Raw genomic sequence first — 22,845 nt, 5'->3', positions numbered from 1 at the left:
GCATCCGGCCCATCGAAGCCCTGCCTGTTTGTCTTTCAGTGAACCGGGCGGGTAAGACCCGCCCGGCCCATAACGGCGCTAGACGGCAAAGCAGGAGCAACCCAGCGCCCCCCAGAACGATTTCGCATCCGCAACCGGCACAGGATTATTCCAGGCAATCCCGTGATCATGTCCGTGGACACCGCAACCATGGTTACATGCGTCATGGCATGCGCGCTCCGCGTGATGAGCATGGGATTCCGGGCGCTGTCCCGGGCTTTTTTGATGCAAAACCGGACTCCACGAAGGAGATGCTGGTGGGATTTCCGGCGACAGGGACTGATACCCTCCTTCGCCGTAAACCACTTTGCCGCCAACCATGGTCATGACCGAGTTAATCCGGCGGATTTCTTCGGGCGGGACGCTTAGATAGTCAGCGGAAAGGATGGCCAGATCGGCATATTGTCCAGGTGCCAGCGTACCTTTGACATCCGCCTCGCCCGAGAACCATGCCGACCCTTTTGTCCACAGCATGAGTGCAGTTTCACGATCAAGAACGTTGTCATTGTCATAAAGTGACATACCGCCAACCGTCTTGCCGGTAGTAAGCCAGTAAAGACCGACCCACGGGTCATAGGATGCAACGCGGGTCGCATCCGTTCCCGCCCCGACCGGAAGACCATATTCCAGCATTTTGGAAACAGGCGGGGTCGCCATGGCAGCATCCTTGCCGTAACGGTCGACAAAATATTCGCCCTGGAATGCCATGCGATGCTGGATCGCGATCCCGCCGCCCAGTGCCTTGATCCGTTCGATATTGCGTTCGGAAACGGTCTCGGCATGATCAATGATAAACCGCGTCTTGAACGGCTGTTTGCCATTCACCCGTTCGAAAACACCGAGGAAACGGTCGATGGTTTCGTCATAGGTCGCATGAATGCGGAACGGCCATTCGCGTTCAGCCAGCAATTCGACGATGGGTTCGAGTTCGCTTTCCATGACCGGTGCCAGATCGGGGCGCGGTTCAAGGAAGTTTTCAAAATCTGCTGCGGACCAGGCAAGGTTTTCACCGGCGCCGTTCATCCGCAACATATCATCGCCAGCACCCGGTTCGGTCATTCCGACCCAGCGTTCATAATCGCTAAGCTCGTTCCCGGCGTTTTGCGCAAACAGGTTATAGGCGATGCGCACAGTCATTTGTCTATCATCATGCAAACGCTGAATGACATCGTAATCTTCGGGATAATTCTGCCCGCCGCCGCCCGCATCAATGACGCTGGTGATGCCAAGACGGTTCATTTCGCGCATATAGTGACGGGTGGAATTGATCTGATCCTCAATCGGAAGCTTGGGACCCTTGGCCAGCGTAGAATACAGAATCAAGGCAGATGGTTTCGCCAGCAGCAAACCGGTCGGATTACCCTTGGCATCCTTTTCAATGACACCACCGGGCGGGTTTGGTGTGTTTTTATCAAAACCAAGAACCTTGATTGCGGCCTGGTTCAATAAAGCACGCCCATAAAGGTGCAGGATGAAAACCGGCGTATCTGGTGCGGCAGCATTGATTTCATCAAGGGTTGGCATCCGGCGTTCGGCAAACTGGAATTCCGACCAGCCGCCAACAACACGCACCCATTGCGGGGCTGGCGTGACAGCCGCCTGCGTTTTAAGCATGCGTAGCGCGTCGGCAACGGACGGCACGTTTTCCCAGCGCAATTCCATGTTGAAGTTAAGACCACCGCGAATAAGGTGGGTATGGCTGTCATTCAGCCCCGGAATGATGCGACGGCCGCCGCCATTGATCATTTTGGTTTTGCGATCGGCCAGTTTGCGTATCCCGGCTTCGTCACCGACCGCAAGAACCTTGCCATCGGCAATCGCGATGGCTTCTGCTTCCGGAGTCTTTGGGTCGAGTGTCGTGACCTTGGCGTTGTAAATGATGGTGTCGGCGGTGTCTTTCATTTGCTGGCTCCTGATCCCTGTAATCGGCAAAGTCGACAAGGCGGCCGTGGCGGCAACACCTTTCACGAAAGTCCGGCGTTTCATTGATTTGATCCCTGCAAAAAAGGCAGCCTGAGACAAGCGATTGACCGGTCCACTGCCAAAAAGAAAAGGCACGACGGAGATCCCCTTTCCGTCGTGCCCTAACATCAGGAAGCAGCCTGCGGTGCGAGGCGCGGACCGTGTTCGACACGTTCCGGTGCCTTGTGAACCATGGTGTAGGCATAATCGACGCCCATGCCATATGCGCCGGAATGTTCTTTCACGAGTGCCATTACATCGTTGTAGGTTTCACGGTGTGCCCAGTCGCGCTGCCATTCCAGCAGAACCTGCTGCCAGGTGACCGGTACGACACCGGCCTGCACCATACGATCCATCGCATAATTATGCGCATCGACCGACGTACCGCCGGATGCATCGGCGACCATATAGATTTCATAACCGCCTTCAAGCATTGCACAGAACGCGAAGGAGTTGTTACAGACTTCGGTCCACAGGCCGGAAACGATTACTTTTTTGCGGCCGTTTGCCGCCAGTGCATCGCGTACTTTCTGATCGTCCCAGGAATTCATCGAGGTCCGTTCAAGAAGCGGATTTTCAGGAAATACTGCCAGAAGTTCCGGATAGGTATGGCCCGAGAAGCTCTCGGTTTCGACGGTCGTGATCGTGGTCGGGATGTTGAAAATCTTGGCTGCCTTCGCAAGGCCAACGGTGTTGTTTTTCAGAACCTGGCGGTCAATCGACTGAACGCCGAATGCCATTTGCGGTTGATGATCGATGAAGATGATCTGCGAATTTTTCGGAGTAAGAAGTTCGAGCTTTGACATGATAATTCTCCTGTTAATGACGTAAGTCTTGCCTGTTGATCCCCACCCGTTTTCATCTGTGCTCGGGTGATGAGGAGATAATGACATCTTTTAAAAATGGAACAATTCTGTTATTTTGAGACAAATTATCCCAAATTTGAGACAAATTAACGATGGATCGTTTTGCTGAACTGCGTGCTTTTGTCGCAGTGGTTGAGAATTCCGGCTTTACCGCAGCGGCACGGGCATCACGCCTGCCCCGGTCTACGGTAAGCCGATTGGTCATGGGTCTTGAAGAAAGGTTGAATACGCAGCTTCTTCAGCGATCGACGCGAAGCGTTGCGACCACCAGTACGGGGCAGGTTTATTATGAACGTGCCCGGCAGGTGCTTGATGATCTTGACGAGATTGACCTTGCCGTTACGACAACGTCTTCGACACCGTCAGGACATTTGCGCATTAGTGCGCCCCTGCCCTTTCAGGGTATCAACTTCGCCCAAACCGTGGCGAATTTTGTAAAAGTCTATCCGGATATGACGGTTTCAATGGATTTGGAAACCCGACTGGTCGACCCGGTATCGGAAGGCTATGACCTGATCGTGCGAATCGCCCGCCCGGATGAAGAAACCAATCTGGTTGATCATCGCATCGCGACGCTGAAATATGTCACCTGTGCGGCGCCGATGTATGTTCGGAAATACGGAATGCCACAAACCCCGGCCGATCTGCGCAATCACAAGCTGATTGTCTACGCAAACCGCAATCGCATGCGGAACTGGGTCTATCAGACAGCCAATGGCCGGGTCGAAATCAAAGCAGAATCTGCGATGAAGACCAACAATATGGAAGCATTGATGGTCTGGGTCGAAAACGGTCTGGGCATATCCGTGCTTCCGGAATATGCCCTTCGCGATGCTTTCAAATACAAAAGATTGGTCAAGCTGCTTGAGGATTACGAACTGCCGAAGCTTTGCCTGCAGGTCATCTATCCGCCGACCCGGCATCTGTCATCAAAAGTACGCCTGTTCACCGATATGGTCGCCGAGGAATACTCAGCTGTTCACTTCTGACCAAAAGACTGTGTAAACAAGCCAACGGAATATCGATTACAGGACTTCCTTGACCTTGGTCGCAAGATCCTTGAGCGAAAAGGGTTTGGGTAGGAAGTGAACACCGTTTTCTTCGTCAAGTTCGTCACGATAGGTATCTTCGGCATAGCCCGAAATAAAGATGACCCGCAAATCCGGACGCTTTTCGCGCAGCATCCGGATCAATGTCGGGCCATCGATCCCCGGCATCACCACATCGGAAATGACCAGATCGATGGTCTTGTCGGTTTTGGCCAGAACCTCAAGCGCGTTATCGCCATTATTGGCTTCAAGCACGTCATAACCCTTGCCGCGAAGTGCACGAGCGCCGAATGTCCGCACGGCATCCTCGTCCTCGACCAGAAGGATCGCACCGGTACCGGTCAGATCGCGTGACGGGGCTTCTTCTGCCACCGCGCGGGTTTCGGCCAGTTCTTCCTCGGTTGCTTCGTAGCGCGGCAGATAGATCGTAAAGGTCGTTCCAACACCGGGTTCCGACTGAACGGCCACGAAACCACCGGTCTGTTTGACGATCCCGTAAACGGTCGAAAGACCAAGTCCCGTTCCTTCGCCGCGCTGTTTGGTCGAGAAGAAGGGTTCGAAAATACGCGTCAGGTTATCCTTGGGAATACCTATACCAGTATCGGAAACCTCGATCCGGATGTAATCCCCCGGCGGGATCAGTTCGGTGCCGGTATTACGCGCCTCGTCGACAATCTCGGTACCGGTCTGAACCGTCAATGTCCCGCCATTGGCCGCCATGGCATCGCGCGCATTGACAACAAGGTTGATAATCACCTGATCGAGCTGCCCCGGGTCAACCTTTACCAACCCGATATCGCGCCCGTGACTGACCTTCAGATCAATCTTTTCACCAATCAGGCGGCGCAGCAGGTTCGACATTTCTGCCAGCGCATCGGTAATATTGATGATTTTCGGCTGCAATGTCTGACGGCGCGAAAACGCCAAAAGCTGCCGGACGAGATTGGCAGCACGATTGGCATTCTGTTTGATCTGCATGATGTCGGCGAAGCTGGGGTCACCTGGCCCGTGCCGCGACAGCAACAGATCGCAGAAACCGATCATCGCAGTCAGCAGATTATTGAAATCATGCGCAACCCCGCCCGCAAGCTGGCCGACGGCCTGCATTTTCTGCGACTGGGCAAATTGTTCCTCAAGGTTCTTTTGTTCGGTCGTATCAAGGAAGTTCAGCAGAAGCGCACCGGCTTCACCCGAGCGTCCGGCCACACGTTGCAGGTAAATCTGTGCGGCCACCCCACGCGAACCCTGCAGACGTGCTTCGATCTGACCACCCTTGCCCATACCCATGACAGCCTTGGACAGATAGCGCGCGACCTCGTCGCGATCCTCGGGAACGATCAGTTCAAGAATGGATCGACCGATCACCCGCTCATGACGCTGCCCCGCCGTCTCGATAAAGGCGCGGTTGGCGTCGGTGACGGTACCGGACATATCAGCCAGAACAATCGAAAGCGGGCTGTCATCAAAGAACCAGCGCACCCGCCGTTCTGTTTCCGCAAGCGCATGTTCCCATTCATGAGCCGGCATCGGATCAGGGAAGACCACCGCCTGGCTTCGGATCGGGCCAGTGCCAGGTGCATTGATCGAATGGGTGACAAAGCATTTGATGGGCTCGCCGCCCTTGACCTTGAGCTTTACCTCGCCATTCATGCCATCGCCGACAATAAGATCAGCCAGTTCCAGCGTGCCGCTGGCAAAATCTTCGGGTTCACCGCCAAGCCAGCTTGCCAGACGCCGGTTCAGATAAAGAATGCGGCCTTCTTCATCCAGACCGCAGACACCGACAGGCAGACGTTCAATCATCTGGTCGGCCTGTTCGCTTCCGGCACCATCAGCCATCCGCGAGGCCACTCCGCCGACGGTCATTTCATCATCCGAACCGGTAACAAACGCACCAAAAGCAGCAGACTGTTCTGCAATAACAAGTGAACGACCCGGTTCTGGCATGGCGGAGGGATCAATACCGTCAACAGTCCAAAGCATCTGACCCGCACGGGCATTTGCCGCCGTCACTGAAATGCGAAGACAGGCCGTTCCGGCTTCGTAGGTTTCTTCAGCAATGTCTTCTGACGATGCGTCGTCGTTACCGGTATCATTCCCGATTGCGTCACTGTCCGCAGGCTCGGCAGGAGCCGCAAGGGCCAGTTGCTCGGGCTTTTTGGACTGGGAAAAATCGACATAAATCTCGCCGGCCTCGCCGCGCATTGCACGCGTACGCAAATCGGCCAGTTCGGAACTGCCGACATCCAGATAGCTCAGGCGTGCCTCAAGTGCGGCAAGCATGTCTTCGCCCGGTTCGATACCGAGTTTGCGGGGAAAGGCAGGATTGGCATAAAGCGTGCGGCCATAGGCATCGATCAGAGCAACACCAATATCGGAATGCGCCAGACCATTCAGTAATGGTGCTAGGTCACGATCACCGGCTGATCGCCAGCGTGCAGACAGTGACAGGGCGGCCACCGCAACGATCGCCACCCCCGTTACCATGGACCCGATGATCCACATGATACGCACATCAAGGCCAGCCTTTGCCATGACCTGCAACAGGACATAAACAAAAGCGACAAATGCGACACTTACAGCAAGGATAATTCCCCGAAACAGCACGCGACCGCCTTTAACGCCAATAACTTACAATATTGCTCTATACTTTTAGCTGCTATTGGGCTGACTGGCTACCGGCAAGTTTTACATTAGTCGGAAGACATAATGTACTCTGCCCGGACCCCAGACCTAGCGCATGATCGCAGCCGCAATTTCCTGCCCCAAATCGGCAATCGCAGCATTGCGTTCATCCATTGATGCAGATGTTTGGGTTATATAGATCGCAACAATCACCGGCTTTTGTTCCGGCGGCCAGATCACTGCCACAATCGCACGCGATCCAAACCCGCCTGCCCCAGTTCGGTCCGCAATCTTCCAGTCGTCGGGCAAACCGGCCCGCAGCAACGGACCACCGACCTGATTACCCGTTAGCCAGTCTTCAAGAAGCTGTCGGGAATCTGCGGACAGGGCATCGCCAAGCAATAGATAGGCAAGCGAAGCGCGCATGGCATCGGGTGTTGTGGTATCGCGTGGATCGCCCGGTTTTGCCGTATTCAGATCGGGTTCGATCCGGTCAAGTCGGGTCACATCATCGCCAATATCACGCAAATAGGCGGTCAGTTCATCCGGCCCGCCCAAAGCATCAAGGATCAGGTTGGCTGCTGTATTATCACTCAGATGCAGGGTGGCTTCGCACAATTCCCCGATCGTCATCCCGCCATCAACGTGCTTTTCGGTTGTCGGTGAATAAGTCACCAGATCTTCGACGCCGTAGATAATCCGGCGATCAAGCGTTTCTGTTCCAAGGTCGACCTTGTGGAGTATCGCCCCACAGGCAAGAAGCTTGAACGTGCTTGTCAGCGGGAAACGTTCATCTGCACGATATTGCCATTCCCGGCCGTTTTCCACATTCAGAATACTGACGCCAACCCTCGCATCAAGCCGGGTTTCAACCGCGTGAATGGCATCCGTCAGGCGATCATTAGCCGATGCAGCCATCGGCATCCCGAACGGCACCAGCAACGATAGAACGGTAGCAGATACCAGAACGGCTTTTTTAAACGCAGACATATTTTGCAGACTTCCCGGAAACAAAAACAAACAGATAACGAGGCAGGCTGCTTGTCACCGGGATTAACGGCCGAATTTTGGCGCAATAATGTCGAAAGGTCGAACTTGCGAGTGGCCATCTGGGCCTGCACTCAACCCAGCTTCTTGCCGCGCTGGCGGAAAACGAACGAGATGATTTCGGCAACCGCCTTGTAATGTTCGGGCGGGATTTCCTGATCGACTTCCACTGTTGCAAACAAGGCACGCGCAACTGGTGGATTTTCCATAATGGTGACGTTGTTTTCTTCGGCTACTTCACGGATTTTAAGCGCGATATTGTCCTGCCCCTTGGCGACACACATCGGGGCTTCCATTACACCGACATCATATTTCAGCGCCACCGCATAGTGCGTCGGGTTGGTGATCACGACGTCGGCACTGGGCACGTTTTGCATCATGCGCTGCTGGGCGCGCTGCATCCTGATCTGGCGGACCTTGGCCTTGATTTCCGGGCTGCCCTCGGTCTGTTTGTATTCGTCCTTGATCTCCTGCTTGGACATTTTCATCTGCTTGGTGAATTCATAGCGCTGATAGGCAAAATCGAGCCCCGCAATCACGGCTGTCAGCGAAATGGCTGCGATCATCAGAATAATGATCATATCGTAAAGCCGTTCCAGCGCCATTTCGATCGGCATCTGAGGATAAAGCTCAACATCCATCAGTTCGGGAACAATCACAAACCCCAGGACTGCACCGACCAGAACAATCTTGAAAACGTTTTTGACGAATTCGACCATGTTCTTCATCGAGAACAGGTTCTTCGCCCCATTCAGAGGGTTAAGTTTATCCGGTTTGGGAGAAATACGCTCAACGGCGATGACCAGGCCGTTTTGCAGCAAATGCCCGGCAGCAGCAAAAAACATCAAAAGAACAAAAGGAATGCCCAACACATAAAGCATTCCCAACAGCACATCCTTCATCAGTACCGGCAGGCCTGCCTGGCTGACATCATACATATGCGGATGTTCGATAAATCCAACCGCAAGATCCCGGACGGATTGCGCCATACCGGGTGCCATCATGGTCATCACCAGACCACCGCCAAATAGCAACATGAAGTTACCGACTTCCTTGGAAACCGGTACCTGCCCTTTCTTTCGGGCGTCCTCAAGCTTTTTACTTGTGGGGTCTTCTGTCTTTTGGCTGTCGTCTTCGTCGGCCATTCCCATACCATTCCGGATTGCCCGGCATTATGCCGAAAGGTTGGCGGTCCCTAGGGGTTGACGAAACTTTCCAACCCGTTCTCGTAATATTCCAAAAATACCATCATCATGGTCGGCAATGCCAGTGCCAGAAGCACAAAAGCCAACCCGATCTGAACCGGCATGGCGACAAAGAACACCGGCAACTGGGGCATCAGCTTGTTCAAAATGCCCAACGCCACCTGCAGCACGATTGCAACGATCAGGAACGGCGCGGAGATTTTCATCGCGATGACAAAACTCTCATTGATCGCACGTGCGAAAAATTCGCTCATATCACCAACCGGCAAGGCGCCACCCGGCGGAAACAGGGAATAGCTTTCAAACACGGCCTGTATCATCAGATGATCAAGGCCGGTTACAAAAATCAAAACCATGCCGATCTGCGTGATGAAGTTGCCTGTTACCGCACTTTGCGCCCCCGACAGCGCATCACCGCTGAAGGCGTTTGCCATCGAAGAACTATAGGCAATAATCGAACCGGCCGTTTGCAAACCCGCCATCATGACCTGCCCAAACAAACCAAAAAATGCTCCGATGGTCAGTTCATAGGCCAGATGGACAAAAAGCGTCGGCGCATCTGCAGGCTGTTCGGGGATCAACGGACCCGCCAGCGGTGAAATCACCACTGCCACCCAAAAAGCAAAAACCAGCCGAACCCTTGCGGGTACAACCCTTGCCCCGATTCCAGGCATAAAGGCAAAGGCCGCCCCGACCCTGGCAAAGCTCATCAGGACCACATAGACATTAAGTGTCAGAAGATCATCGAGATTCATCTTCTTTCAGGATGTCCTGTTATTGGGTTTGTTTCGCTAATTCGGCAGGCCAATAAAATGATCGACCATTCGTCCCATGAATTCGGTCATTTCCGTCATCATGAACGGCAAAAGCACCAGCAGCGCGATAAAAATCACGAGGATTTTGGGTACAAAAGTCAGGGTCATTTCCTGGATTTGGGTCAAAGCCTGAAACAGCGCGATAACCAAACCAACCCCCAATGCAATCAGCATCAAGGGTGTACTGACCTTCAGAAGAGTCCATACGGCATCATAGGCCACGTCCATGATTTCCGCTTGATCCATCGGGTCTTCCTGCCTCGTCTTCCGTCACGTTACATCATTCATACAGGATAAGACCGGTGATGGGCCATGATTTCCTGTAATTTCAATTCGGTCACCGCAAAAACAAAAAACCGCACGAATATCGTGCGGCTTGTCCAAAACATCCATCTGACAATTCAATCAACCGTCAGATCGGCATGCTCAATACACTCTGATAGGCTTCAACGGCCTTGTCACGAACACTGACCACAGTACGAAGTGTTACTTCGGCAGCCGAAACAGCGGTCACCACTTCATGCAGTTCTGCGTCACCAACGATGGCCTTCTGGGTCATCTGTTCGCTGTTCACCATGGTTGCACGGGCATCAATTGCCGCCCCCTTCACCATGTCGGCAAAACTTTCCCCCGGGTTGACGGTCTGACCGTTACCGCCAACACGCTCGGCCACGCTCGCGGTTTTACCGCTTGCAGCGTTACGGTAGGCAGAAATGGCATCGTTGAAACTGGCAACCATCGGTTCGTATCCTTAAAGCGGCGTTCGCAGACCTGATATTTTGTGACTTACTGCAGAATATCAAGGGTCTTGAGCAGCATGCTGCGCGAAGACTGTATCACATTGAGGTTGGCTTCATAGCTTCTCTGTGCTTCGCGCAAATCCATCATTTCGACCAGCGTTTCAACATTCGGGGTCTGAACATAACCCTGATCATTGGCGGCCGGATGGCTCGGTTCGTATTTCATACCAAAATCGGACTTGTCCGTCATGACTTTATTGACCTTGACTAGCTCGACGCCGATTTCGCGATCCATCACATTCTTGAAAGTCAGCAGCTTGCGGCGATACGGGTCCTGCCCCTGTGCGGTCGGAAGGCTGTCTGCGTTGGCAACGTTTTCAGCCGCGATACGAAGTCGGGTACCCTGTGCACGCATGCCAGCAGCGGAAATTTTAAAAGCTTTGTAAAGTTCCATGATCGCTTATTCCTTCAACGCTGCTTATGCGCGGCCCAAAGCCGAAATCATCATTGACTTATGCTTGGCATAAAGTCGGGTCATGGTCTGATAATCGACCTGGTTTTCGTTCATCTTGACCATCTGCTCTTCAAGGATGACTGCATTTTTGCCGGGCGCGACCTCATAGTTCTTGCGCACTTCCTCGTCCTTGAAGTTCTGCGGTTTGTGCAGGCCCTGACTGTGACCCGGTGCGGTTGCCTGCATCGCCAGAATGAACTGGCGGTCGCGACCGATGGTCTTCGGGTCGAATTCTTTAAGGTCGTTGGCGCGGTAATTCGGCGTATCGGAGTTGGCAATATTCTGCGCGATGACTTCCTGACGCTGCGTCAGCCAGTCCATCTTTTCTTTCAGATTGGCGAACATGCCAAGTTTGCCGATATCCATTGCCTGCTCCTGTTATCGCGACCCCAGTATTAGGTGGGCCGGTAAAGTCGAAGTTAACGCCGTGCCCGGATCGGGCCCCGGATCTTGCGAAAGGTGATTTTTGCCGCCCTGCTCGATCCTGAAAACTACACTGCATGAGGCGTGCCAAAAGCCGGAAAAGCGTTAAATTACAATGCCAGGCCGGGTTACTATCGGTGGCACTGGACCGCGACGGACAAAGCGGGCATATTGTGTCGCGTCTGGCGAATTTCTTTCGCCATCTATCGAAACCGGGACATTTCATGCTCTATCTCACACGAAAAGTTGGCGACTCCGTTGTTATTGACGACAACATCGAAGTTACCGTCGTTGAGGTTCGCGGCAAAACCGTGAAGCTGGGCTTCACCTTTCCCGAAGATGTGCAGGTCCTGCGGCGCGAACTTTATGATCGCATTCAGGAAGAAAACCGTTCGGCTGCGGCCAGTGCGGATCTTGTGCGTCAGTTGGGGCAGGTGGCCAATGCGGTTACCGACAATATGAAAAACAGTCCTGACGCCGACAAAGACGACGGTAAAGACTGATTTTTCGGTCGCGCAATCACCGGCATGGGCCGGGGATGCAAGATCACCGACATACGACAGGCAATCTCGTCATCCTCCTGGCAGGTAGCCGGGATATTGACCCCATCTGTCGGATTTGCCTATGCCGGCCCCTACCTGCTCCGTTACAGCATCATCAACATTCTGACCGGTTGCAGGTGACGGCAACGATTTGTTGACCATCTTCTGGCTATGGTCGAGGCTTGTGAAGGGCGATAGAGCCGCGCAAAACGCGGGAACTTGACGAGATGGGCAAGAATGACCGGTAACCGACCCAAGGTCGACATCACCGATCCGCGCGAAATCCGCACGGAAAATCTTGCCGCGCCCGGTTCCAACGACCAAAAAGCCGTGGCGCTAAGCTATGCCCATGGCCGGGATAACGCGCCGATATTAAGCGCGAAGGGCGAAGGCAGTGTTGCGGAACAGATATTGCAACTCGCTTTTGCCAACGGGATCAAAGTCCGCAAAGACAGCGATCTTGCAGAAATTCTGATGGCTGTGGACGTCGATAGCGAGATACCGCTCGAAGCGTTCGCTGCCGTCGCCGAGATTCTGAACTATATATACCGTATCAACCGGATTTACGGTGATCCGGCGAAGAAACGACCGACAACGTCGAATATCGACCAAGTGTCGGCAAACAGTTTTGCAGATCGCAACCGGGAAGATCCAAATGAGCCCTGAACAATTCAAACCCGATCAGTTCAAAAAAGATCTCAAGCGTGTTTTATCCCTGATCACGGCCAGTCAGCGATTTGTCGATGACGGCAAAGTGGTCGAGCTGAATACACTGGAAACCAAAATTTCCGATCTGTGTGTGCAGGCACGTGCCATGAATGGTGAACAGCGCCGCGAGGTCGCACCACTTCTGGCGGCTCTGACCGACGATCTGGCACGTCTCGAAACCACGATGCACAAGGAATATTCCGAACTGCAACGCCAGTTGCGCGGTCTTAGCAATAACGCACAGGCAACCAATGCCTATGCGCATGCAGCCCGGACCACCCGCTGAGCAAGTTCCGTCACACCGGTTTGCGGCGCAACGCGGATCGCGAAATCCGATGGTGGCTTGCCTGTATCGCCTGTGCACGGTAAACAGAACGGGGTCCGGATCATAAAACCGGGCAACATCACAGGTCCGTCGCGGGGAAGGTAACCTGATGGAATTTAGCGCTTATTTCCGGTTTGTGGCTGCCCTTGTCTTTGTACTGGGCATGATCGGGGTTTTGGCGCTGGTTGCACGGCGTTTTATTCCCGGCGCGCGAAACATCAATCGCCGCAATAAGGAACGCCGACTTTCAATCGTCGAAGTCGTTCCGGTTGATACCAAACGTCGACTGGTTCTTTTCAAACGTGACGATACGGAACATCTGGTTTTGTTGGGCCCTGCCGGCGATTGCGTGATAGAGCGCAATATCGGCACACATTTTTCCGAAGTACTTGGTAACGATATGCGCATTCACGGCGATGATGGCCTCTCCGAAGAAACACCGCTTTCGACCACCGGGAAACAACCCGCATGAGCATCGCGCCCGCTTCACATTCCCGACAAGAACAGGTCAGGCATAAACAAACCGCGCACAGTGGTAACGTGCCGCGCTGGTTGGTACTATCGGCTGTGTGGTCGCTGGTACCACTGATCGCTATCGGATTTGGCGGCGACACTGTCCATGCCCAAACATTCAATTTCGATCTTGGCGAAGGACCCGGCGTGACTTCATCGGGTCGGATGATCCAGCTTATTGGCCTGATCACGGTACTGAGCCTTGCCCCTGCCATCCTGATGATGGTTACGTCCTTTACCCGGATTGTTGTGGTACTCAGCCTGCTGCGCACAGCCCTTGGCATTCAGCAATCACCGCCCAACCAGGTCATGGTCAGTCTGGCGCTGTTTCTGACATTGTTCATTATGATGCCAACGATGGAACGCGTTTGGGACGAAGGCCTGCAGCCGATGATCAACGGTGATATCGACGAATTCGAAGGCATGGAAAGATCCGTCAGACCGGTTCATGATTTCATGATGACGCAGGTGCGCGACCGCGATCTTGAGCTGTTCGTTAATCTTGCCAATGTCGAGGTAACCGGCCCGGAAACCATCCCGCTGCGCGCACTGATTCCGGCCTTCATGATCAGCGAATTGCGCCGTGCGTTTGAAATCGGCTTTCTGCTGTTTATCCCGTTCCTGATCATCGACATGGTGGTTGCCAGTATCCTGATGTCAATGGGTATGATGATGTTGCCACCGGTGATCATCTCGTTGCCATTCAAACTGATTTTCTTTGTGATGGTCGATGGATGGTATCTGATATCGGGATCGCTGGTAGAGAGTTTCGGCGGTTAGCGGCCATTAGCGCAAGCTCCAAAAATAAAAGCCGCCTTGCATAAGCAGGCGGCTTTTCTGATTATCACGGCTTTCAGGTCAGACTGGCCTTTTACCCGTCTTGAAAACATTCTTTTCAAGCGGCTTCAGGCCAAAGCCGCCACGACGTGGTGCAGGATTATCCGCAACATAACGATCGGCCTGCTGGCGTTCACGGTCATTCATACGCGCCCGCACAGCTTCCATTTCTCGGTATGCCTGGCTTCCCGCCGACGGCGCTGACATCCTGAGCCAGTAATAGGCCATGATATTGTCCTGATCGACCCCGCTACCAATCGCGTAAAGCCGTCCCAGGGCAGCCTGCCCATTGGCTGATCCCTTACGCGCCGCCCGTTCATACCAGCTTGCTGAACGGACCATATCAACCGGCACGCCAAGGCCATGTTCATACATCACACCAATCAGGTGATATCCGCCCGGATGGCTGAGTTCGGCCAAATCCATCGCAAGATCGAGTGCTGCAGCATAATCGGGTTCGCGATGCGCAACACCAAAAATCAGAATTTGCGTCATCTGGTATTTGGCAGAAATATCGCCCTGATCACACGCATTCATCAACATTGTCCAGCCGCGGTTAAACAGCTTCAAATCGGATGAATGGCAGAAATACATCGCCAGATTGGCCTGGGCATAGGTATCGCCCTCGTTCGCGGCCATTTCAAACCAACTGATGCTTTCGGCAATATTGCGTTCTGCCCCCAAGCCAACACCAAGGGCATAGCCAAGAGCAGATGCCGCTTCGACACTACCAGCACGGGCCGCGCGCAGATTATATTCAAACGATTTTGACGGATCGCGTTTTACACCGCGCCCTTCAAGGTAAAGATAGGCAAGTACACTGGCAGCAGAGGGATCATGGGCCTCGCTCGCGCGGCGCAGATATTCCACCGCCATCTCGTCGCTCTGATCCACGCCCCATCCATTGAGGTAACACACCCCAAGGTTATAAAGGGCGGCAATTGATCCGTTTTCAGATGCCTGCTCGAACCATTCGGCCGCAGTTTCCGGGTTTTCCGGCACCCCCAGCCCCTTGGCATACAGATAGCCGAGATTGTTGGCCGAAATACCTTCGCCGCCGAGTGCCTCTTCGCGGAACCAGTAAGCTGCCTCGCGGTACCACTGATCACCTTCGCCCTGATCCTCGGCAACACCGATCCCCTTGGAACGCATGAAGCCATAGCAGATGGCAGCAAAGGCGCGGCTTTGACGGTGAATCTGGTCAAGGATCTTGCGCGTGGCGCCCTCATCCCGCGGCATGCCAACGCCACGAAAATGCCTGAGCGCAAGCGAAAGCTGCGCGAAGATATCACGCTCAACCTTCGCCTCATCGTAATAGACCATTTTAAGTGCACGATCCATCACAGCACTGCTTCCACCAATAGAAAAAGACTGAATTTTCACACCTTAAGGGCGCACCAATCCAATCAAAACATAAATATGACTATTAGTTTATAGCACTAAGCTGCGACTTTTCCAACTGATCACGATAATTGCCCAAAAATCCCTGGAAACTCTCGACCTCGTCAACCTTGCTTGCAAGGGTCCGGTAGTCGATCAAACCTTGAGACGGGCTTGATGTGATCAGGCTAAATGCTTCGGCATAAGGGCTTTGCGCCATGACAATGCCATAGCGGCGTTTGAGCATATTAAGCGTCCGTTCCTGCCCGCCCATCGCAAGATTAACTGCCCAGTTCAGGACATAGCGCGCACGTTCGTCGCCAAAATTCTCGATCATATTGCCCTGATCCTCACCAACGAGACGCTGGAAGGTTTCGGCCGCCGAGAGATAATCACGGGTATCCCGGTAATATTCCACACGCAGCAATTCCGCATCCTTCGAAAGATCGCCTTCAAGGGATGCCATGGCTTCGGGACCGCGATCAGTATCAAGCAAGGCACGTGCGCGCAGATGCCGGCGTTGCGTTTCCAGCTCGTCAGACATGCCAGCCACCTCGCTGTTATCAAGCACGCGAATGGTTTCTTCGGGCTTACTGTCAAGCAGATACACCAGCGCCAGTCTGGCCCCGACACGCGCCTTTTCCGTGCCGTTAAGGCGGAAATCAACCTGATGTTCCAAAAGGGTTTCAGCCCGGTCAAACAATTCAACATCCACCATACGGTCGGCCAGACGGCGGATCAGTTCGTCACCCTTTTCGCCTGCCGGTGTCAGTTCGCGGAACTCGTCATACAGCGCAACCGCCTTGATAGCTGAAATATTATTGATCTCGTCACCAAGATAAATCGATTCGAACGTGTCATGCATCATGTCGGTAACTTCTGTCGCCGACGGACTATTGGGGAAGAAAATTGCCGCCTGACGCAAGGTATTCAACCCTTCGCGATATTGCTTGTTTTTGATCTGCAATTCGCCCAAACGGCGCAACAGCGCCATTTCGAAGCCATCCCCGCGCCACGCAAAGCGCAGCTTTTCCAGTTGCTCGATGGCGTCATCAAGGGTCAAACGTTCAAGACGCATCAAAAGTTCGGTGCGATCAAAAATGGCATGCGCGCGTGCCTTGCGATTGTCGCCTTCGGCAACCTCGTCCCACGTGGCGACGGCCTGTTCGAACTCGCCGGCTTCTTCTTCAAAGATGCCTTTCAGATATTCGACATCCTTGATCTTGCTTTCACCAAGCCCCTTGGCCACAAGCATTTTTTCGATCAGGTCCATGCCTGCTTCGGGATTACCGACGATCAGAGCCTGTTCCGCAGCAAGTGGCCCCAGTCGCGACAGCAGTTCCGGCGGATAATTATCAAGGATATGCACGCTTTCAAGAAGGTCCCGCGCACCATCGTTAGGTCGACCGCGTGCGGCCGATGTGACCGCTCGCCACAATTGCATTTCGGGAATGGCGCGAAGGCGCTCGTCCTCCAGCAGACGAGCTGCCTCATCATATTCTCGGTCAAGGAATTTGATCGCCGCCTTGAGGGCGCGGAATTGCAGTTTCTGTGCAATCAGCGGGTCGTCATCTTCCATGGTCGAAGCAACAGCATCGGCTTCGGGGCCCAACCCGTTGGCCATGTAATATTGCGCGAGTTCAAGGCGGGCCTTGTTGCGGTGTTCGTCACCGCTTTGCGCCAGTTCCCGACGCAATTGATGGATCGCCTTGTTGTAATTATCAAGACCACCGCGACGCCAGTCATCAAGCTCGAAAATCAGACCTTCGCGGCCCTCTCCCGCACGGGCGCGCACGCCGGTCGCAGAAGCCAGAAGACGGGCACCTTCCGGCGAAATGTTCAAACCATCCGCCGCCGTCACCACAACAGCCTGACCATCATCGCGATTGGTAACCTGGACGGTTTCGTTGACGGGGGCAACAACCACCCCCTGGACGGACGGCAGAACTTCGAAATCGGGATAGCGCAATGCCGTCTCGATACCGTAACCCATCTCGCGGGTTGGCACGACACGCAGCGAATCACCAACTTCCGGGTCTTCGATAGGAATTGTCGGGCTGATATTTATCAGCGGCACGACAAGACGGGCACGTGTTTGATTATCCAGTTCGATGGACGGGCCTAACCGTTCTATCGGCTGCATGGTTCCTTGCTGAAGGGTGACGTTCCAGTCGCCGTTTTCAGAAGGTGTGGTGTAAAGCCCAATCCCTTCCGGGATGGTCATGCGCAACACCGTCGCATAGGGGCTGTCGATTTGTTCTATGACGCCGACGATTTGGGCTGCATCCTGACGCACGGCATCAAGATCAAGATTTGCCCGCACATCAAACACCATCCACAGGAAACCGGCACGCGACCAAATTGCGGCTCCACCCGGCTGCCCGAACGGGAAGCCAAGTGTAAGTCTCGTCGGGTCCTGTGTCACCGTGACTTCCAAAGTCCCGATGCTTTCTCGCGCCGGCGCAACGGCCTCTGGCGAAACCGGCGTACCGGCCTGTTCTGAAAGTCCGCGTGCAATCGGATCATCCGTTGGTGCGGTCGGCGAAGGTACCGATGCGCTTTCTGAAGCCGCGCCGGAACTCGATGAACCAACGGATGATGGTGCATCGGATGCAGTTTGGCTTGGTGCTGGTGGTGCCGCAGGTGCCGCCGGGACAGATGGCGTCGGGGAGGCAGACCGGGTCGCCGTCGTTGTTCCGGGGCCTCCCGTATCGGCGGGATCACCCTGAACGCCCATCAAATCAACGACGACTTTGTTACCGGACCTGAAATGTCTCAGTGCGCGCGGCGGATTGGTCTCGATACCAACAGATAAGGGATCTGTTGCACTTTGGCGAAGCGTGACCCCTTCGGGTAAACGGCGTGTCACGCCAGTCGCATCAATACGGGCAGGACTGGTAAAGGCGAGTGTCTGGTTGCCCTGATCACCATTTAACGCGTAGTCGGTACGATTGGGCCAATCAAAGACCAGTCGATAAAATGTTGGATGCCGCCCGACCCGGACTTCAAGGTCAGGTGTGGCGGCAGCCGGTGTGACCGCAGCCTCTGGTGCCGATGACGTGTTTGGTCGGGCTTGCGGCGTGGGCAACGGTTCGGATGCAACTTCGGCCGAGGGGTTGGGTGCCGGACGGGGTGGTGTCGGTTCCGGCGATGCAGGCTGTACGGGGGCTGGGGCTGGTTTATCCAGAATATCAAGAACCACATTGTTCCCGACATTAAAAACCCGGGCTTCAAAATCGTCACGCAGAACAAAAGCAACAGTACGTCCGTCAGGATCAAAAAAACCGTCACTCACATAGTCGGAAACAGGTCCGAGAACCCCACGCATTGAGGCAACAAGCGGCTGGTCAAAACGCACGACAAGTTGATCACCGATGATTTCAGCGGTGTAATTGACGGGCTTGTTCCATTGCAGAACGATACGTCCATAGCCACTATGTGCGCCCGAGCGGATGATCACCGGATCTGCCGCCTGGGCGAGTGCGGGGCGCGTTACCATGACCGGCAATACTGCCAGACCGGCTACCACAATAACGGCAGCCAGCAGGAGACGCGCTACGACCAAAAGCATTCTTACGAACCTCCGATCCCGCTTCCGCTATGGGGTTCAATCACAATGTCGACCCGACGAGCCATTGTAAAACGTGCCTGCTCGTCTGCCATAATCGGAAGCTGGTCGTATCTTGATGCCGCAAATCCGTAAATATTTATGTAATCCGTGTAACCGGATCTTTTAAGTTCGTTGGCAACGGCAGCAGCACGGGCAAGGGAAAGTTCCCAGTTGGAGGCATAAAGGCCCCGCCCGCTGACCGGTCGGGGATCAGTATGCCCCTGAACGCCAATCCGGTTTCCGATATTCCTCAGGACGCCACCTAGAACAAACAAAGCCTGACGGGCCTTATCCGTCATATCGGAACTACCACTGATAAACAGGATATCGCCCGGCAAAGAAATGACAAGTTTGTCAGCATCACGACTAAGTGTGGCGTCGCCCAGAACATCGTTGTCATCAATCGCGTCATCAATCACGGCGCTGAGGTAATCAAGGTTCATCGCAGGTTTGCGATAGACCCGTGGAATGTTCAGCTGCGCGGTTGGTTCATCACTCTCTTCGACCGGGGATGGCTTGATTGATTGCGACAAAGAGTCGACGACCTCGTCCCAACGGTCAATTTTGACCTTGGACATGGCGAACAACATCACAAAGAATGTCAGCAACAGCGAAATCAGATCCGCAAGGCTTAGCATCCACGGCGGCGGCCCCTTCGGACTATCATTACGCTTCATCTCGTCCATCAGCCATTCCCCCCCGTTTGCGGAGCCAACGGAATGGGCGCGTTAATTCCCGGTCGATTGCCCCCCGGAAGCGGGATCAGCATTTTGCCACTATTTCCATTTCCCGTACCACTTGATGCCGGAGCAGGTATCGCGCCGTTATCCGTGCTATCCGATTGCGCTGGTGTCGTAATCGGAACAGGTGGCTCTTTCGGGCCGAAATCCCAGAAAAAGCGGAAGGTGACGATGAACGGATCAGCCCCGGGATCAATACCGACATAAAGATTGTTTTCAGGTGCACCGCGATCAATCAGGTCCCGGGCAAACGCCCCTGCGCGACCGATCTGAAGATTGTTTTCAATCTCGACGGTTCCCTTTGACCCGACTTCGCTGCCCATCACCATTTCCATCTCATAAGACGCATAACCGCTTTCATCGGCCAGCACTTCTGCAAGCTGGTCCATGAATTCGTTCTGGCGTTCTCGGATCAAAATGGAATTTGGATCAAACAGTTGTTCGACATGCATGATGACTTCCATCAGCGTGCCCGGCTGGATGACCTGAACACGAACAACCTTGATTGCAGTCTGGAACAGGGAACCCAGTTTGTCCTGGGTATCTTCGGCCGCAACAACCGGTCCCTCGATTGAGGTGACGGTTTGCAGGCTGGTGGTCGGTGGCAGAATGGCGGCGAAGGCCGAAGAGAGGCTTTCCTGAACTTCGCGGGTTTTGACTTCCTCGAAGGTCGAAATGGTATTCAGCAGGATAAAGAAAGCCAGCAGCAGCAGATAGAGAGCGAGGAACAGCGCAACCGCCCCGTTTGTAGGCGGGCTTGGTGGTCTTGGTCCGTCGTCCTCTATTTCCGCCATAACCGTCCCATTTAGCTAAACATCGCGTCGATGTCAGCCTGCGAGACACCTTTACCGTCGAGCTGCGGCCCGTTCAGCAAGGCCGCTTCGCCTTCGGGTTCCTTCTTCTTCCGGGGATTGGACGCGGCGTATTTGGCAATCTCGTCACCAAATGCCTTGACCAGTCCTTCGACCCGTTCCTCAATAGATTTCAGGGCCTTGATCACCTTGGTGGTACGTTGACCTGTGATATCCTGGAAGTTACAGGCTTCGTAAACACGCATCGTTGCACTGGTAACGATTTCCGCCTGCTCGGGGGGTAGAGTTGCCGCGAACTCCTCAAGCGTATCCATCGCATCAAGGATTTCATGCGTTGCCCCGGCTGTCGCATCGACAATCGCGTCGAGCTCGTCCGTGGCATTGGGGATATATTCCGCCTTGATATCGTCCGGCCGCAAAGATGCGATTTCGGATTTCATCTTGCGAATGATGCCCGAAAGTTCATCCAATTCACCAAACAGGCGTTTCTGGTCATCCGATGGCTTGTCACCTTCCGACACAAAGCGGGAAAGCTGATCCATCAGATCGGACAATTGTTCGACCTTAAGCTCGTCACCATCAAGGCGCGCCTTCAGGTCCAGCAACAATTGCCGCAGTTCGTCTTTGGACGTTTTGGACATCATGGTATCGCGGGACTAATGCCCCGCGCCCCTAATCAGAACTCACCGATAACGGTGGTGAGTTTGCCCTTCAACGTCTCTGCGTTGAACGGCTTGACGATATAATTCGAAACGCCGGCTTTTTTTGCCATGACAACGTTTTCGGTTTTCGCCTCAGCGGTGATCATGATGAAGGGCAGATCCTTCAGCTTTGTATCAGCGCGAACTTCCTTCAGAAGCTGAAGACCGGTCATCGGCTCCATGTTCCAGTCGGAAATTACAAGGCTGAACGGCTTTTCGCGCAGTTTGCGCAACGCCATGCTGCCATCCGTCGCTTCTTCGATATTGGTAAAGTTCAGCTGCCGCAGGAGATTGCGGATGATACGCAACATGGTTTTGTAGTCATCCACAATCAGGATCGGCATATTCGGATCGACGGCCATTCACCACTCCATCATGCTATCAAATCTCTCACCCTTACCCCTGTATTCCCTGTGCATAAGGGTAAGGCCCCTATAATCGTGATGTACCTATTTAACAATGGTTAATCAAGGCTTTTCACAATTCCCTAATAACGTCCATCATGTTGATGATGCTTGAATAATCCCCGGCTGACAGCCTTTGATACAGACGGGATTTTACCCGAAGCTGCATATTAGGTATTATTGAAGCGGCAACATGTTGATATCCTGCTTGTAGGCCAGTTCTGTTGTCAGGGCACGGGCGCGGTCTGCGGACATTTCAGCAAGAACAGCGGCAGTATTTGCCTCGCGCATGCCAAGTGCGACCTGCAACAATATATCCATATCAAGATCGTTCCAGATGCGAGCGGCATCCTTTGGTTTCATTTTTTCATAAACGCTGATCAGCTTGGTGATCCGTTCGTTTTCCTGCTCTTCCTTCGTCTCGACCAAACCTTCGATGGCCGTTTTCAGCGATTTCATTTCCTCGATCTTGGCGTCAATCCGGGCTTCGGCGGCTGCCAGCAGGCTCTCGCGTTCATCAAGGCGCTGCTCTTTGCGATCCAGCTCTGAACGCCGGACGGACAGGTTCTGCAAAAGATCGATCTCTTCTTGGGTAAACAGGGTCGGGTCCCCGCCAAGCATCGGCGGAGTATCACCCGCATCTTCAGGCAGACCGGAAGCACCGTCGCCTTCCATCATCCCCAGAGGATCGTCCAGTCCAGGGCCCGGAGTCCCTTCCGTGGTCGCCGGGTCGGTTGCTGGTGCCGGCTGCTCCTGGGCCTGCGCACGCGCAACCTGCATCACACTGACACCGGAGGCATCAGTGGCGTCATTGCCTTTCGGTTCATCCGAAAACAGCCCGACGATTTTGACCGTCAAAACGATAAAACCGACTACGACCACCAACGGCAGGATACGCACAGCAGACATTCATTCACCCGGTAGACGGAACGCTTTCGCGTCCACATTGAATTTCAAATCATATACTAACAGGTAGGTACCAAATTTG

At 54.0% G+C, this 22,845-nt stretch carries 23 protein-coding genes; 6 read left to right on the top strand and 17 right to left on the bottom strand.

Annotated features, from left to right (window positions below):
* Positions 1–78: 78 nt before the first annotated feature.
* Both R1T41_RS12520 and R1T41_RS12515 read right to left on the bottom strand, forming a co-directional pair.
* Positions 79–1,941 (bottom strand): amidohydrolase, encoded by a 1,863-nt coding sequence (locus R1T41_RS12520; protein WP_317337304.1) that lies wholly within the window; start codon positions 1,939–1,941, stop codon positions 79–81.
* 188 nt (positions 1,942–2,129) lie between these two features.
* Positions 2,130–2,807 carry a hydrolase gene (locus tag R1T41_RS12515; RefSeq protein ID WP_062952864.1) on the bottom strand — a complete coding sequence of 226 codons (678 nt, stop codon included), beginning with the start codon at positions 2,805–2,807 and terminating at the stop codon, positions 2,130–2,132.
* A 152-nt stretch (positions 2,808–2,959) separates the two neighbouring features.
* On the opposite strand from R1T41_RS12515, the gene R1T41_RS12510 reads away from it, so the two are divergent.
* On the top strand, positions 2,960–3,856 hold the full coding sequence (locus R1T41_RS12510; RefSeq protein WP_062952865.1) for a LysR family transcriptional regulator: 897 nt from the start codon (positions 2,960–2,962) through the stop codon (positions 3,854–3,856).
* A 36-nt stretch (positions 3,857–3,892) separates the two neighbouring features.
* On the opposite strand, the gene R1T41_RS12505 is transcribed toward R1T41_RS12510, so the two are convergent.
* From R1T41_RS12505 to flgB, 8 genes are all read right to left on the bottom strand, one after another.
* On the bottom strand, positions 3,893–6,523 hold the full coding sequence (locus R1T41_RS12505) for a PAS domain-containing sensor histidine kinase (RefSeq protein WP_062961018.1): 2,631 nt from the start codon (positions 6,521–6,523) through the stop codon (positions 3,893–3,895).
* 126 nt (positions 6,524–6,649) lie between these two features.
* Positions 6,650–7,531 carry a class A beta-lactamase gene (gene bla / locus R1T41_RS12500; protein ID WP_317337302.1) on the bottom strand — a complete coding sequence of 294 codons (882 nt, stop codon included), beginning with the start codon at positions 7,529–7,531 and terminating at the stop codon, positions 6,650–6,652.
* Positions 7,532–7,662: 131 nt separating this feature from the next.
* Positions 7,663–8,733: a flagellar biosynthesis protein FlhB gene (gene flhB, locus R1T41_RS12495; RefSeq protein WP_062952868.1), complete on the bottom strand. Its 1,071-nt coding sequence runs from the start codon at positions 8,731–8,733 to the stop codon at positions 7,663–7,665.
* 50 nt (positions 8,734–8,783) lie between these two features.
* Positions 8,784–9,548 carry a flagellar biosynthetic protein FliR gene (gene fliR / locus R1T41_RS12490; protein ID WP_062952869.1) on the bottom strand — a complete coding sequence of 255 codons (765 nt, stop codon included), beginning with the start codon at positions 9,546–9,548 and terminating at the stop codon, positions 8,784–8,786.
* 36 nt (positions 9,549–9,584) lie between these two features.
* A complete protein-coding gene (fliQ, locus tag R1T41_RS12485) occupies positions 9,585–9,854 on the bottom strand; it encodes a flagellar biosynthesis protein FliQ (RefSeq protein ID WP_062952870.1) in 270 nt (89 codons plus the stop codon).
* 166 nt (positions 9,855–10,020) lie between these two features.
* Positions 10,021–10,347: a flagellar hook-basal body complex protein FliE gene (gene fliE, locus R1T41_RS12480; RefSeq protein ID WP_062952871.1), complete on the bottom strand. Its 327-nt coding sequence runs from the start codon at positions 10,345–10,347 to the stop codon at positions 10,021–10,023.
* Positions 10,348–10,394: 47 nt separating this feature from the next.
* Positions 10,395–10,802 carry a flagellar basal body rod protein FlgC gene (gene flgC, locus R1T41_RS12475; protein ID WP_062952872.1) on the bottom strand — a complete coding sequence of 136 codons (408 nt, stop codon included), beginning with the start codon at positions 10,800–10,802 and terminating at the stop codon, positions 10,395–10,397.
* A gap of 24 nt (positions 10,803–10,826) precedes the next feature.
* Entirely contained in the window at positions 10,827–11,228 is a 402-nt protein-coding gene (gene flgB / locus R1T41_RS12470) for a flagellar basal body rod protein FlgB (RefSeq protein WP_062952873.1), read from the bottom strand.
* Between the two features lie 194 nt (positions 11,229–11,422).
* On the opposite strand from flgB, the gene csrA reads away from it, so the two are divergent.
* From csrA to fliP, 5 genes are all read left to right on the top strand, one after another.
* Entirely contained in the window at positions 11,423–11,788 is a 366-nt protein-coding gene (gene csrA, locus R1T41_RS12465; RefSeq protein ID WP_317337299.1) for a carbon storage regulator CsrA, read from the top strand.
* 276 nt (positions 11,789–12,064) lie between these two features.
* The gene (locus tag R1T41_RS12460; protein WP_062952874.1) at positions 12,065–12,493 is read left to right on the top strand and encodes an EscU/YscU/HrcU family type III secretion system export apparatus switch protein; all 429 of its coding nucleotides are present in this window, start codon (positions 12,065–12,067) and stop codon (positions 12,491–12,493) included.
* On the top strand, positions 12,483–12,821 hold the full coding sequence (locus R1T41_RS12455) for a hypothetical protein (RefSeq protein ID WP_062952875.1): 339 nt from the start codon (positions 12,483–12,485) through the stop codon (positions 12,819–12,821). The genes R1T41_RS12460 and R1T41_RS12455 overlap by 11 nt, the downstream gene beginning before the upstream one ends.
* A 148-nt stretch (positions 12,822–12,969) precedes the next feature.
* Positions 12,970–13,332, top strand: coding sequence for a FliO/MopB family protein (locus tag R1T41_RS12450; RefSeq protein ID WP_062952876.1), 363 nt, complete (start codon positions 12,970–12,972; stop codon positions 13,330–13,332).
* Positions 13,329–14,153 carry a flagellar type III secretion system pore protein FliP gene (fliP, locus tag R1T41_RS12445; RefSeq protein ID WP_062961024.1) on the top strand — a complete coding sequence of 275 codons (825 nt, stop codon included), beginning with the start codon at positions 13,329–13,331 and terminating at the stop codon, positions 14,151–14,153. The genes R1T41_RS12450 and fliP overlap by 4 nt, the downstream gene beginning before the upstream one ends.
* 78 nt (positions 14,154–14,231) lie before the next feature.
* On the opposite strand, the gene R1T41_RS12440 is transcribed toward fliP, so the two are convergent.
* The 7 genes from R1T41_RS12440 to R1T41_RS12410 all read right to left on the bottom strand — a co-directional run bounded on the left by R1T41_RS12440 (position 14,232) and on the right by R1T41_RS12410 (position 22,766).
* Positions 14,232–15,551: an SEL1-like repeat protein gene (locus R1T41_RS12440; protein ID WP_209221377.1), complete on the bottom strand. Its 1,320-nt coding sequence runs from the start codon at positions 15,549–15,551 to the stop codon at positions 14,232–14,234.
* An 85-nt stretch (positions 15,552–15,636) separates the two neighbouring features.
* Positions 15,637–19,161 (bottom strand): hypothetical protein, encoded by a 3,525-nt coding sequence (locus R1T41_RS12435; protein WP_317337298.1) that lies wholly within the window; start codon positions 19,159–19,161, stop codon positions 15,637–15,639.
* A 2-nt stretch (positions 19,162–19,163) separates the two neighbouring features.
* Complete coding sequence (locus R1T41_RS12430; RefSeq protein ID WP_062952880.1) at positions 19,164–19,886, bottom strand: flagellar motor protein MotB; 723 nt, start codon at positions 19,884–19,886, stop codon at positions 19,164–19,166.
* Positions 19,886–20,734: a flagellar motor protein MotB gene (locus tag R1T41_RS12425; protein WP_062952881.1), complete on the bottom strand. Its 849-nt coding sequence runs from the start codon at positions 20,732–20,734 to the stop codon at positions 19,886–19,888. The genes R1T41_RS12430 and R1T41_RS12425 overlap by 1 nt, the downstream gene beginning before the upstream one ends.
* An 11-nt stretch (positions 20,735–20,745) precedes the next feature.
* Complete coding sequence (locus R1T41_RS12420) at positions 20,746–21,396, bottom strand: protein phosphatase CheZ (protein ID WP_317337296.1); 651 nt, start codon at positions 21,394–21,396, stop codon at positions 20,746–20,748.
* Positions 21,397–21,428: 32 nt separating this feature from the next.
* Entirely contained in the window at positions 21,429–21,815 is a 387-nt protein-coding gene (locus R1T41_RS12415; protein ID WP_062952883.1) for a response regulator, read from the bottom strand.
* 219 nt (positions 21,816–22,034) lie between these two features.
* Positions 22,035–22,766: a MotE family protein gene (locus R1T41_RS12410; protein WP_062961027.1), complete on the bottom strand. Its 732-nt coding sequence runs from the start codon at positions 22,764–22,766 to the stop codon at positions 22,035–22,037.
* Positions 22,767–22,845: the final 79 nt, after the last annotated feature.

The sequence above is a fragment of the Thalassospira lucentensis genome, assembly GCF_032921865.1.
Taxonomy (GTDB): domain Bacteria; phylum Pseudomonadota; class Alphaproteobacteria; order Rhodospirillales; family Thalassospiraceae; genus Thalassospira; species Thalassospira lucentensis_A.
The sequence above is the reverse complement of the archived record's forward strand: the minus strand, read 5'-3'. Positions and strand labels throughout refer to the sequence as shown.